The following is a 13,576-nucleotide window of genomic DNA, read 5'->3' as shown; positions in this document are numbered from 1 at the left end:
TAGAGCAGCGGACTTTTAATCCGTTGGTCGAAGGTTCGAATCCTTCACGACCCACCACTTAAAAATAAAGCAAGCGCCGAAAGGTGTTTTTTTATTATCTAAATTTCTGAAATTTGCTATAAAAAATCCCCAACTCAAAGAATCAGGGACTTTTACAATCAAATGTGTTTATTAATTAACGCTCATTCCAACGTTTAATAGACTCACGAATCACTTCTTTCGCTTCTTCTACATCGCCCCAATGGGTCACTTTCGTTGAGCCTGGTTTTTTAAGTGCTTTGTAGTTATTGAAGTGGAATTCAATTTGTTTAATTAATCTTGCCGGTAAATCTGCTAATGAATTATACGCATTGCCTGTATCACGATCATCTGCTGGAACACAAACGATTTTGTCATCCACTTCGCCATCATCAACAAATTTCATGACACCAATTACTTTAGCTTCAAGGAATACACCTGTTGCTAATGGTTGGCGAGTGATTAATAACACATCTAACTCATCTCCATCTTCATCTAAAGTTTGTGGAATAAATCCATAGTTAGTTGGTTTTGCAAAAATTGCTGGCTCAACACGATCTAATTGGAATGCTGCAACTTTACGGTTCCATTCGATTTTATGGCAGCTACCTTCTGGAATTTCATTTACTACATTGATAATGCCAGCATCTACATCGCCTGGCGTTAAAATTTGATTAAAATCAGCCATTTTGTTTCCTTCATTTTATCAAGTTAAAAAACGCGACAAGTATAGCAGTTTTTCTGCTGACTCGCAGTCTCATTTGTAGAGAAAATCAGCAAATAGATTATTTCATAACTATTCATAATTTTGACCGCACTTTATCCTAAACAAAACTCACGCAAACGTTTACTTCTCATTTTTATGATGTAAAATAGCGTACCTTATTCACTTCAATTTTTCACTCAACTTTAAGGAACACTATGCCAACTTTAGAAAAAACATTTGAGCTCAAGCAACGTGGTTCAACTGTTCGTCAAGAAATTATCGCGGGTTTAACCACTTTCTTAGCAATGGTTTATTCTGTAATCGTGGTACCAAATATGCTAGGTGCTGCAGGTTTTCCTGCGGAATCTGTCTTTATTGCCACCTGTTTAGTTGCGGGGTTAGGCTCTATCTTAATTGGCTTATGGGCAAATGCACCAATGGCAATTGGTTGTGCAATTTCTCTTACTGCTTTCACGGCATTTAGCTTAGTAATTGGTCAAAAGGTCGCCATTCCTGTTGCCCTAGGAGCTGTATTCTTAATGGGGGGGGTGTTTACCTTAATTTCTGCCACAGGTATCCGTGCATGGATCTTGCGTAATTTACCATCCAGTATCGCTCACGGAGCGGGCATTGGTATCGGACTCTTTTTACTTTTAATTGCGGCAAACGGCGTTGGTTTAGTCGTCAGCAATCAAGCTGGCTTGCCAGTAAAATTAGGCGATTTCACCTCATTCCCAGTCATGATGTCCTTAATTGGTTTGGCGCTCATTATCGGCCTTGAAAAAATGAAAATTAAAGGCGGTATTTTATGGGTAATTATCGCTATTACTATCGTAGGTTTAATTTTTGATCCAAATGTAAAATTTGGCGGAGAAATTTTCAAAATGCCAACCTTTGGTGAAAATTCTCTTTTCTTACAATTAGACTTTATGGGCGCACTACAACCCGCAATCTTGCCTGTCGTATTTGCTTTAGTGATGACCGCCGTATTTGATGCAACGGGCACTATTCGCGCAGTTGCAGGTCAAGCCGACTTGCTTGATAAGGATGGTCAAATTATCAATGGCGGTAAAGCTTTAACTTCAGACTCAATCAGTAGCTTATTCTCAGGCTTATTCGGTACAGCACCAGCTGCCGTTTATATTGAGTCGGCAGCAGGGACAGCCGCGGGCGGTAAAACAGGTATTACTGCTATCGTTGTTGGTGTGTTATTCCTATTAATGCTTTTCTTCCAACCATTAGCGTTCTTAGTGCCTGGATACGCAACTGCTCCAGCATTAATGTACGTTGGTTTATTAATGTTAAGCAATGTAAGCAAACTAGATTTCGATGATTTCGTTGGAGCTATGAGCGGATTAACCTGCGCAGTATTTATCGTGCTTACCGCCAACATCGTAACTGGCATTATGTTAGGTTTTGCGGCATTAGTAATTGGAAGAATCGTGAGTGGCGATATTAAACGCTTAAATGTAGGTACTGTGATTATTGCAATCGTACTCGTTGCATTCTATGCCGGCGGTTGGGCGATTTAATAACAGAAATAAAAAAGGGGAAGAGCCTTCCCCTTAATTGTAATCACAAAAGTGCGGTAAAATTTCACCGCACTTTTTTTTATGTCTGTACTACTCTTTCTTCAATAAGAAAATACCGTGATCAGATAAATTTACATAGGCTTGTTTTAAATCGGCATTAAAATCTTCTGGTTTACAATTTACCAGTAAATCTTTGCCCGCCCAGTTTGCGACCACTTCCCAATGGTTGCCCATATAGACCGCACTTTTAATCTCACAACGTTGAGCATCGCTGCCCTCTGCAGCAAGATAAATTGCTTCTGGGCGAATACCTACTAAGCATTCACCATCGGGTAAATTAAACTGTGCAGCATCTTTTAACGATACATGATAGCCATTAATATCCACCATACCATTTTCTAATTTTCCATCGAAAATACTGGATTCACCCATAAAGTTAGCTAAGAACAAAGAATTTGGTCGGAGATAAAGCTCTTTCGCTGGCGCTTTTTGCATAATTTTACCTTTATGCATAACGATAACTTCATCAGATACCGCAAAGGCCTCTGTTTGGTCGTGTGTCACATAAAGCGAGGTAATGCCTAAACGTTGTTGCAATTCACGGATTTTTTCACGCATTGAACGACGTAAGTTTGCATCTAAATTACTTAATGGTTCATCAAACAACAAAACTTTTGGTTTTAATACTAAAGCACGAGCTAGGGCGACACGTTGTTGTTGCCCACCCGAAATTTGATCGACAAAACGATCTTCAAAGCCCGCTAAATCCACCAATTCTAAAGCCTCTTTTACACGTTTAGCGCGTTCTTCTTTGCTAATGCCCTGCATTTTTAAGCCGTAGCCAACGTTATCGCCAATGCTCATATGCGGGAAAAGTGCGTAAGATTGGAAGACAATACAAATATCTCGATTTTGAATAGAGGATTTTGTTACGTCTTCGCCATCAATAAAAATTTGACCTGATGTTGGATTTTCTAACCCCGCAACCAAACGTAATACGGTGGTTTTACCACAGCCTGATGGCCCTAACAATGTTACCATCGTGCCACGTTTGATCGTTAAATCTAAATTATCAATGACGACCGCTTTACCAAATGCTTTGGTGATATTTTTTAATACTAAGAAATCATTATTACTCATAATATTTACCTACAACTTAACGAGTTAATTCATTTTTTTCGCTTTAGAACGAGAGATACGTGTATCACCTACAATCCAGTCGAAGAATAAAATAATTGCCATCATCACAACAATTAAGATAGAGCCGTATGCAATTGCGATGCCGTATTCTCCGTCTTCCACACGATTTAAAATATATGCGGTAGCAACGCGAGTATCTGCAGTCACTAAGAATATAATTGCACTTACTGTCGTCATTGCACGAACGAAACTAGTCACAAGCGCGGAAAGCAACGCAGGTTTTAATAACGGCAATACGATAAAGCGCAATGTTTTCCACGAACTCCCTTTTAAAGAAAGCGATGCTTCATCAAGGGATTTATCAAGCTGCCCTAACCCAGCAATCGCTGCTCGCATACCAATTGGTAAGTCACGCATTACCATTGAAATAATCACGATAATGCCCGTACCCGTAATATAAAGTGGCGCATTGTTGAACGCTAAAATATAAGATACCCCTGCCACAGTCCCAGGTACGGCAAAGCAAAGCATCGTTAAAAACTCAAGGGATTTTTTACCTTGAAAATCTTTACGTACCACAATGTACGCAATCAATAATCCAAAGAATGCGGTTAATGGTGCGGCAATACCTGCATAGATTAAGGTATTGATCAGTGATGGCCACGCCCCATCGCTCAATCCTTGCCCGAATAACATGGCATAATTTTTCAAGGTTAAAGTGTAATCTACGCCCCAATTTACAGTGAAACTTCCGTAGAAAATACTACCGTAAAGTGCCATATTAAAGATTACCCAGAATCCAAGCATGCCAATGATGGTATATTTCAAACCAGTTGGAAGATCTTGCACATCACCACGATAAGATTTACCTGAAACGGTGACATAAGAGCGGTTACCAATCCAAATGTATTGAATGATAAAAATCGCCAACGAGAAAATTAACAACATCGAACCTAAAGTACTAGCTGAAGCATAATCAAGTTGTGAACCCGCAATATAGAAATAAATTTGTGTGGCAATTACATCGAAACTTCCACCCAACACTAACGGATTACTAAAGTCCGCCAATGATTGAATAAATACAATTAAGAAAGAATTTGCTAATGCAGGACGTAGTAACGGAAAAATAATCTGATAGAACGTTTGATAACGATTAGCGCGCAACGTATAAGAGGCTTCTTCAATAGAAGGATGTACCGATTTCAATGCGCCGTCTAAAATCATAAAAGAAATCGGAGCAAATGCGAGAATTTGCGCAATCGCAATCCCATTAAAACCATAAAGCCAGTTATGATTGGAAAAACCAAAATATTCACTTAAAAATTCAGTTACATAACCAGAACGGCCAAGCATTAAAGTTACCCCTAATCCCACAACAAATGGTGGCGTAACAATCGGCAAAATAGAGAAAATTTTTCCGATAAATGCCGTTCTACGAGCGATACGCGTAGTATAAAGCGCAAAGGCTAAACCAAATACAGTCGAAACTATGCCCACAAAGCCCGATAAGAAAAGAGAATTGGTAATTACGCGAACAATATAGCTCTGCGTTAAAATACGCATCACTTGCTGTGGCGCAAACGTGTCACCGTCATAAAACATTGAAACGAAAATCGCCAATGTTGGATAAACGATAAAGAAGAAAATGAGCAAAATAATGCAAAGTAAAGAAGCGATGATAAATTTATCCCCTTGCATTACTTTAAGTTTTGCCAATGAAAGTGTCGCTAATGCGGTATATCCCGCAAGTAACACAATCACAGAATAGCCCATACTAATTTTGCACACCGTCGCACTGATAAACATAAATAGTACAGAAAGTGCGGTCAAAAATAGCTCTGTTTTTGCTTGAGTTTTCTGTGGCAATCTAAATAACGGCAAAGCACCATACACAATAACGGGTAGGAACCAAGCCCAAGTTAAATTGAAAGAAGCCCAGCCCATTGCCTCTAAATATTCATCTGAAGTACTTTCAAACAAACCGTAATCAAGTGCATTGGAAGGCAAGAGCGCAAACGCCAACAAGGATAAAATAATCCAAAAATAAGCAGAATGCATTATGGAAAGTTTTTTTGCGTTCATACAACCTCGCATAAGGTAAAAAAACGAAGCGATATGCGACATATCACTTCGTTAGTGACATCATTATTTGGCTAATTTTACTTCATCAACCCATTTTGTGATTAAGCGTTTACGTAAATCAGTCGCACCGTATTTATCAAAATCATAGTTAATTAAATTAATAGATTTAAAATCTAACGCATAAGGCGATTGTTGTGCACTGGTGTTGGTTAAAATGGAATACGCTTCACCTTTTTGCCAAGTTAGTTCTTGCGCCTCTTTGGATAACGCCCAATCAACAAAAAGTTTCGCATTATCTAAATTACGCGCGCCTTTAATGACACTCACACCGCCAATTTCATAGCCCGTACCTTCACAAGGCACGACTAATTCTACTGGAGCGCCTTTCGCTTTTTCTAAAGAATATTCATGCAAGAAACCAATGCCAATTGCCGTTTCCCCACGCGCTGTATTACGTGTTGCCGTATTACCAGATTTGGTATATTGCGATACGTTTTTATTCAACTCTTTTAAGAATTTAAACGCCTCGTCTTCTCCCCAAAGTTGCATATAAGTTGCTAGCTGAGTATAGCCCGTACCAGAACTTTGTGGATCTGCGGCTTGAATTTCATTTTTGTAAATTGGGTTAGCTAAATCCTTCCAGCATTTTGGAATAGGTAAATTCAATTTTTTCAAACGTTCTGGATTCACGCCAAAACCTAACACGCCCAAATAAATCGCCGAAGAATAATTCCCTTTCATTTTGGCTGGATCACGGAATTTTTCTACGATCTGAGGAAGATTGGATGATTTATAAGGCTCCAATAAACCCATTTCTCCTGCTTGAGAATGGGGATCCATCGTTCCGCCATACCAAACATCGCCTTGTGGATTATCTTTTTCAGCATCAATTTTCGCTAGAATAGTGCCTGTTCCACCACGAATAAAACTTGTTTTAACATCAAATTTTTTCTCAAATGCCATCGCTTCTTGCTCGCACATCGTATTTTGCGCGCTGCAATAAATGACTAGACGTCCTTTTGCAAAAGATGGATTACTTAACACCAATCCACTTAACATGACACCCGAGAGGGTTACTGCGATTTTTGATAGTTTCATCTGATTATAACTCCCTTATGAATGAAGGTTTTGCAATCTCTTAGAGGGGAAACGAAATCACATTAAAAATACGAAAAAGTGCGGTCAAAAACTTCAGTATTTTTTACCGCACTTATTCCGTGCTATTTCGCCAATTTAACTTCTTGTACCCATTTTTCAATTAAGGCTTTGCGTTGTTCTGTTGCACCGTATTTTTCAAAGTCATAATTGATTAATTTGAGTTTATTTGGATCAAATGCAGTTGGCGATTGTTCTGCAGTCGTGTTAGTTAAGATTTGTAACGAATCCCCTTGTTTCCAAGCTAATTCTTGACCTTCTTTTGATAACGCCCAATCGACGAATAATTTTGCATTATCGATATTACGCGCACCTTTTAAGATACTCACACCGCCTAATTCATAGCCTGTTCCTTCACACGGCACGACTAATTCTAATGGCGCGCCATTGCGTTTTTCTAAAGCATAATCGTGTAAGAAACCCACGCCGATTGTCGCTTCGCCACGCGCAGAGTTACGTGATGGCGTGATACCCGATTTGGTATATTGAGAAACGTTAGGATGCAAGGCTTTTAAGTATTCAAACGCCTCTTTTTCACCCCATAATTGGACGAAAGTTGCCAATGCAGTATAAGCTGTACCTGCACTTTGAGGGTCTGCGATTTGAACTTCGCCTTTTAAGCGTGGATCAGTTAAGTCTTTCCAGCATTTCGGCACTTCTTTAATGCCTAATTTTGCCAAACGCTCAGTATTCACACCGAAACCTAAGATCCCCATATAAATTGAGGAAACATAGTGACCTTTCGTTTTCGCTGGATCACGGAAACGTTCTACGATTTCATCAATGTGTTTAGATTTATAAGGCTCAATTAACCCTAATTCAGCCGCTTGTGCTTGAGGGTCAAAAGTACCGCCGAACCAAACATCCGCTTGAGGGTTATTTTTTTCAGCTTCAACTTTAGCAAAAGTACTGCCTGAACCGTTACGAATAAAGGATGTTTTCACATCATATTTTTCGCCAAATGCTTTTGTGGTGGTTTCGCACAGAATGTTGGTGGCACTACAGTACACAACTAAACGACCTTTAGCATTAGCAGAACCAGAAATAGCCAAGCCTGCAGCTAAAAGTGCGGCAGAAACAGAAAAAGAAATTTTGTTGAACTTCATAATAAATACTCCTTATTGGATAGAACGTTAAAATCCTACTCGAAAAATGGAAATAATACCGTGATGAAGCTCACACTTTTTAAAATTCAAATGAAAAAATAAACGTGAAATTTACCGCACTTTTCTTTATAATTGCACGAATTTTCCTTACATCGAAACACGATTATGTCAAATCCCTCTTGTATCATTATCGCCATCACAGGTGCATCTGCATCAGGCAAAAGTTCTATCGCTTCCACCGTTCACAAAGAACTCTGCAATGAATTAGGTTGCCAAGAAATTGGTATCATTACTGAAGACAGTTACTATAAAGATCAAAGTCATTTAGAAATGACTGAGCGCGTAAAAACGAATTACGATCATCCAAGCTCTATGGATCGCGATTTACTTATCCAACATTTAAAAAATCTAAAAAATGGCAGTGCCGTAGATGTGCCTGTTTATAGCTATGTAGAACATACTCGCACCAACGAAACAACGCATTTCACACCAAAACGAATCGTAATTTTAGAAGGGATTTTATTACTTACCGATGAACGAGTACGCCAATTAGCCGATATTTCTGTATTCGTAGATACTCCACTTGATATTTGCTTCATCCGCCGTTTACAACGCGATATGGAAGAACGTGGTCGCTCTCTACAATCAGTGATTGATCAATATCGTGCGACCGTGCGTCCAATGTTCTTACAATTTATTGAGCCATCTAAACAATATGCGGATATTGTTATTCCTCGCGGCGGAAAAAACCGTATTGCAATCAATATGTTAAAAGCTCAAATTCTTCATTTATTGAATCAAAAATAGGAAATCTTATGCGTCTTTGCGATACTGATATTGAACGCTATCTCGATGATGGCATTATTTCTTTAACTCCTCGTCCAAATAATGACAAAATCAACGGTGCGACGATTGATGTTCGCTTAGGTAATTCTTTCCGCGTATTTCGTGAACATTCTGCGCCTTTTATTGATTTAAGCGGCCCGAAAGAAGAAGTATCCGCCCAGCTTGAATTGGTAATGAGCGATGAAATTATTATCCCAGATGGGGAAGCATTTTTCTTGCATCCTGGTACTTTAGCGTTAGCAACCACACTTGAATCCGTGAAATTACCCGCCAATATTATCGGTTGGTTAGATGGCCGTTCTTCTTTAGCCCGTTTAGGCTTAATGGTACACGTCACTGCACACCGTATTGATCCAGGTTGGGAAGGAAAAATCGTGTTGGAATTTTATAATTCAGGGAAATTACCATTAGCATTACGCCCAAATATGGTAATTGGTGCGTTAAGTTTTGAAGTATTAAGTGGCGAAGCAAAACGACCATACAGTAGCCGCAAAGATGCAAAATATAAAAATCAACAAAGTGCGGTAGCAAGTCGTATTGACGAAGACAAGGAATAATCAATGAAAAAGTTCGCGCTTGTCGTAGGGATCGTCGCTTTGGCGATCTTTTCTTTTTTATATATTCAACTTTACCGAGTGCAAAGTGCCATTAGTGAACAACTGGCACAACAAAACATTGCCGTTCAGTCAATCAATTTATCATTATTTTCTCCCGCACTTTCCCTTGAAAATATAAAAACTACGCAATTTTCAGCTCAAAAAATTGAAGCTAAATTTAGTTTTTTGCCTCTTTTGTATGGTAATACCGCACTTCATTCACTGAATATTCAACAGCTCAAATTAACTCAAAACACACAAAATCCTGCCAATGTATCGATAGAGGTTTCGCCTTTTTCGTTAAAACAGCTTTTATCAAAAAAAGTAATATTGAATGGCGAAAACCATATTCGCATGGAATTTAACAAACCTATTTATGGAAAAACAAAAATTTTCCATTTTTCTTTCCACAAAGCAAATTTAGACTTCTCAACATCAGAATCAGCCCTACTTCAATTTGTAGATGCAAACCTAAATAATCAGCCTATCGGTTATATTGAAACTCACACAGCCCATCAACAAATGGTGACTTATATAAAACCACAATGCGATAACGATTGTTTAGCCGTATTGAAATATCAACAAATTGGCAACCAAAGTGCGGTCAATTTTTCAGGCAAATATTTCCCTGTTAAACGCTTATTCACGTTGTTAAATTTGCCAGAAATGTTAAGTGGACACGCCGATTTTAATCTTGATTTCAGCTTTTCATCTTCTGCGCTTATTCAAGGCAAATTAAATTTTTTAGCGCAAAATGGCGAAATTCTTGGTGTGAATCTATTGGATATGGTGGCACAATATTTCCCGATTAATTACAACAATGATTTGTTAAAAAATAAAGAGTTAAACACTCGCTTTGAACAATTTTACTTACAATTATTTCTCCAGCAAAATCAACTTATTGCTGAAAAAATTGAATTAAAAACATCCGCACTTTTGGGGCAAGGAAAAGGCATCATTGATTTAAACCGCATGGAATGTAATGTGGATATCAATTTACATTCTACGGATCAACGCTATCAAAATTTGACACTACCAATCAATTTTTTTGGTAACTGCAGTTCACCACAATATAAAATTAATTTTACGAAGAAATTCCGCCATCAATTAATTGATGCGATTAAAGAAAAGTTACGTTAATGTCGTTATATTTAAAAGCTGAAAAAATCCAATCATGGCGCGTGCTTATTATGGCTTGCGCAGGATTTATTTTTAATACTACAGAATTTGTACCTGTTGCAATGTTAAGCGATATTGCACAAAGTTTTAATATGCAAACTGCTGATACTGGTTTAATGATGACAGTTTATGCTTGGACGGTGCTAATTATGTCTCTGCCTGCGATGCTTGCCACCGGCAATATGGAACGTAAAAGCCTGCTAATCAAACTTTTCATTATATTTATTGTTGGGCATATTTTATCGGTCATTGCTTGGAATTTCTGGATATTACTTCTCGCTCGAATGTGCATTGCATTAGCCCATTCAGTGTTTTGGTCCATTACCGCTTCACTTGTAATACGCATCGCACCTAAACACAAGAAAACTCAAGCATTAGGAATGCTCGCTATTGGCACCGCACTTGCCACCATCTTAGGCTTACCGATTGGACGAATTGTCGGACAGCTCGTCGGTTGGCGGGTCACTTTTGGCATTATTGCAGTACTGGCATTATCCATTATGTTTTTAATTATTCGATTATTACCAAATTTACCCAGTAAAAATGCTGGCTCTATTGCAAGTTTACCCTTACTTGCTAAACGTCCATTATTACTTTGGCTTTACGTAACAACGGCAATCGTCATTTCAGCACACTTTACTGCTTATACCTATATCGAACCATTTATGATTAATATTGGACATTTAGATCCAAATTTTGCCACGGCTGTATTATTAGTTTTTGGTTTCTCAGGTATTGCCGCAAGTCTATTATTTAACAGATTCTACCGATTTGCTCCCACAAAATTTATTATTGTTTCGATGAGCTTATTGATGTTCTCACTATTGCTACTACTCTTCTCTACCGAAACAATGATAGCAATGTTCAGCCTTGTGTTTATTTGGGGGATTGGCATTTCTTGTATCGGACTATCCCTACAAATGCGCGTACTAAAACTTGCACCAGATGCAACCGATGTTGCTACGGCTATTTACTCGGGAATTTTCAATGCAGGAATTGGCGCAGGCGCATTATTTGGAAATCTTGCAACAACCTATTTAGGATTAAACGAAATCGGTTATACGGGCGCAGCATTAGGTTTAATCGGTTTCATCATTTTTATTACAACGCACTTAAAATATCGCCATACATTTCTTCTGCAAAACAAATAAAAAAATAACCGCACTTTAGTTCTCCAAAAAGAGTTTTAAAAGTGCGGTTAAATCTTGCTAAGTTTTATCTATCTCGAATTTAACGTTTCGCTTTCTTAATAAACTTCATCAAACGTTTACGTTTACGCAATTGGTTCGGGGTAAGTTTATTTTTACGCCCCGCAAATGGGTTTGAGCCTTCTTGGAAAAGAAGACGAATCGGTGAACCAATAATTTTCAAACTCTTACGATAATAATTAGATAAATAACGTTTATAAGAATCGGGTAATTTATCCATTTGGTTACCGTGAACCACTATAATCGGCGGATTATAACCACCTGGATGAGCATATTTTAATTTAATTCGACGACCGCCAATCATCGGTGGTTGATGTTCATCGGTTGCCATTTGCAAAATACGAGTTAAAAGCGAAGTCGTCATTTTTTGAGTCGCACAAGCATACGCCTCTTTAATCGAATCAAAAAGATTACCTACACCACTGCCGTGCAATGCAGAAATAAAATGCACGCGAGCAAAATCAATAAAATCTAAACGACGATCAAGCTCAGATTTAACGCGATCTTTCACATCTTGATCTAAACCATCCCATTTATTCACAACGATCACTAAAGAACGACCTGCATTTAAAATAAAGCCGAGTAAAGATAAATCCTGATCAGAAATGTTCTCTCTCGCATCAATAGTCAGTAACACAACATTAGCATCTTGAATCGCTTGCAAGGTTTTAATCACAGAGAATTTTTCCACAGCTAAATGCACTTTACCACGCTTACGCACACCAGCTGTATCAATCAACGTATATTGCTGCCCATCACGCTCCATTGGAATATAAATACTGTCGCGCGTCGTGCCTGGCATATCGTAAACCACCACACGATCTTCACCTAAAATACGATTGGTTAAAGTAGATTTACCCACATTTGGACGACCAACAATGGCAATCTTAATATTTTTATCTTGCTCTTCTTCCGATTCCTCTAAAGCCTCATCAAGCAATGCCGTATCTTCTTCTGAATCAAAATCGAATTCTTGTTCCCATTCGTCTTGTTCTTCCTCAGAAGTGCGGTCATTTTCATCGGCGTTTTCCATTTGTTCCGCAAAAGGTGCAAGCACTTGTTCCATTAACTGAGTAACACCACGACCTTGTGAAGCTGCAATTTGCTCAATTTCCCCTAACCCCAACTGATAAAATTCTGCACAATGAGAATCCGCATCAATACCATCAGTTTTATTTGCCACTACAATCGTCATTTTGTTTTGACGTTGGCGTAAATAATTAGCAATACCAATATCTGCTGCCGTTAAACCTGCACGAGCATCCACAAGGAAAAGAACAATATCCGCTTCATCAATAGCAAGCAAAGATTGCTCCGCCATTTTTTCTTCTACGCCCTCTTCGGTTCCATCAATCCCGCCAGTGTCAATAACAATAAATTCATAGCCAGCAATATGAGCATGGCCATATTTTCTATCACGAGTTAAACCAGGAAAATCAGCGACTAACGCATCTCTCGTACGAGTAAGGCGATTAAATAATGTGGATTTTCCCACATTCGGGCGACCAACAAGGGCCACAACTGGAGTTGCCATAAAAAATCTCTTATTTTGTCAAAAATGGCGGCTATTATATCGGAAGTTAAAGGATTGGTAAAAAATGATTTCATAAAGAAAAGAAAAGCCACAGGATACAATCCTATGGCTTTCTAAACACTGTTTATTTATCTATAACTTAACGTTATAATAATCTCGCTTTCAAGGATCCAACTTGAAAGCGAGTGTTGCGCTTTTTCGCAACGTTTGAAGAGGATAAGAAAATGATGAAACTCATTATCCTTGTCGTACTACTATTATTAGTGAGTTTACCGACTTACTAATAACACGACATACTAGGGAGTATGCAGCTCCCTAGTTCTTCAAATCTTAAAAGTTTACTTTATTTTTGTCAAGGATGAAGTAAATTTTAGATACAAAAAAAGCACCCTTAGGTGCTATCTTTATTTATCTTAATTGGCGGAATGGACGGGACTCGAACCCGCGACCCCCTGCGTGACAGGCAGGTATTCT

The 13,576-nt window shown here is 38.5% G+C and carries 12 protein-coding genes; 6 read left to right on the top strand and 6 right to left on the bottom strand.

The window, feature by feature from the left end:
* Window positions 1–175: 175 nt before the first annotated feature.
* Window positions 176–706 carry an inorganic diphosphatase gene (locus ABW51_RS08745; protein WP_053466434.1) on the bottom strand — a complete coding sequence of 177 codons (531 nt, stop codon included), beginning with the start codon at window positions 704–706 and terminating at the stop codon, window positions 176–178.
* A gap of 233 nt (window positions 707–939) precedes the next feature.
* On the opposite strand from ABW51_RS08745, the gene ABW51_RS08740 reads away from it, so the two are divergent.
* Window positions 940–2,256, top strand: coding sequence for an NCS2 family permease (locus ABW51_RS08740; RefSeq protein ID WP_053466433.1), 1,317 nt, complete (start codon window positions 940–942; stop codon window positions 2,254–2,256).
* A gap of 90 nt (window positions 2,257–2,346) precedes the next feature.
* On the opposite strand, the gene fbpC is transcribed toward ABW51_RS08740, so the two are convergent.
* The 4 genes from fbpC to ABW51_RS08720 form a co-directional block, all read right to left on the bottom strand.
* Window positions 2,347–3,396: a ferric ABC transporter ATP-binding protein gene (gene fbpC / locus ABW51_RS08735; RefSeq protein ID WP_053466432.1), complete on the bottom strand. Its 1,050-nt coding sequence runs from the start codon at window positions 3,394–3,396 to the stop codon at window positions 2,347–2,349.
* 24 nt (window positions 3,397–3,420) lie between these two features.
* Window positions 3,421–5,478 carry an ABC transporter permease gene (locus ABW51_RS08730; protein WP_053466431.1) on the bottom strand — a complete coding sequence of 686 codons (2,058 nt, stop codon included), beginning with the start codon at window positions 5,476–5,478 and terminating at the stop codon, window positions 3,421–3,423.
* A 63-nt stretch (window positions 5,479–5,541) separates the two neighbouring features.
* A complete protein-coding gene (locus ABW51_RS08725) occupies window positions 5,542–6,576 on the bottom strand; it encodes an ABC transporter substrate-binding protein (RefSeq protein WP_053466430.1) in 1,035 nt (344 codons plus the stop codon).
* 122 nt (window positions 6,577–6,698) lie between these two features.
* Complete coding sequence (locus ABW51_RS08720) at window positions 6,699–7,739, bottom strand: ABC transporter substrate-binding protein (RefSeq protein ID WP_053466429.1); 1,041 nt, start codon at window positions 7,737–7,739, stop codon at window positions 6,699–6,701.
* Window positions 7,740–7,904: 165 nt separating this feature from the next.
* On the opposite strand from ABW51_RS08720, the gene udk reads away from it, so the two are divergent.
* From udk to ABW51_RS08700, 4 genes are read left to right on the top strand one after another with little or no spacing between them, the layout of a single operon-like run.
* Window positions 7,905–8,546: a uridine kinase gene (gene udk / locus ABW51_RS08715; RefSeq protein ID WP_005658079.1), complete on the top strand. Its 642-nt coding sequence runs from the start codon at window positions 7,905–7,907 to the stop codon at window positions 8,544–8,546.
* Window positions 8,547–8,554: 8 nt separating this feature from the next.
* Window positions 8,555–9,142 (top strand): dCTP deaminase, encoded by a 588-nt coding sequence (gene dcd / locus ABW51_RS08710; RefSeq protein ID WP_053466428.1) that lies wholly within the window; start codon window positions 8,555–8,557, stop codon window positions 9,140–9,142.
* Window positions 9,143–9,145: 3 nt separating this feature from the next.
* The gene (locus ABW51_RS08705) at window positions 9,146–10,321 is read left to right on the top strand and encodes a hypothetical protein (RefSeq protein WP_053466427.1); all 1,176 of its coding nucleotides are present in this window, start codon (window positions 9,146–9,148) and stop codon (window positions 10,319–10,321) included.
* Entirely contained in the window at window positions 10,321–11,511 is a 1,191-nt protein-coding gene (locus ABW51_RS08700) for a sugar transporter (protein ID WP_053466426.1), read from the top strand. Before ABW51_RS08705 ends, ABW51_RS08700 begins: the two co-directional genes overlap by 1 nt.
* A gap of 79 nt (window positions 11,512–11,590) precedes the next feature.
* Here the strand turns inward: ABW51_RS08700 and der are convergent, their stop codons facing one another.
* The gene (gene der, locus ABW51_RS08695; protein ID WP_053466425.1) at window positions 11,591–13,102 is read right to left on the bottom strand and encodes a ribosome biogenesis GTPase Der; all 1,512 of its coding nucleotides are present in this window, start codon (window positions 13,100–13,102) and stop codon (window positions 11,591–11,593) included.
* A gap of 224 nt (window positions 13,103–13,326) precedes the next feature.
* Here der and ABW51_RS10580 point away from each other — a divergent pair, with 224 nt between their 5' ends.
* A complete protein-coding gene (locus tag ABW51_RS10580) occupies window positions 13,327–13,386 on the top strand; it encodes a hypothetical protein (RefSeq protein WP_371258027.1) in 60 nt (19 codons plus the stop codon).
* Window positions 13,387–13,576: the final 190 nt, after the last annotated feature.

Source organism: Haemophilus sp. C1 (assembly GCF_001276515.1).
Lineage (GTDB): Bacteria > Pseudomonadota > Gammaproteobacteria > Enterobacterales > Pasteurellaceae > Haemophilus.
The sequence above is the reverse complement of the archived record's forward strand: the minus strand, read 5'-3'. Positions and strand labels throughout refer to the sequence as shown.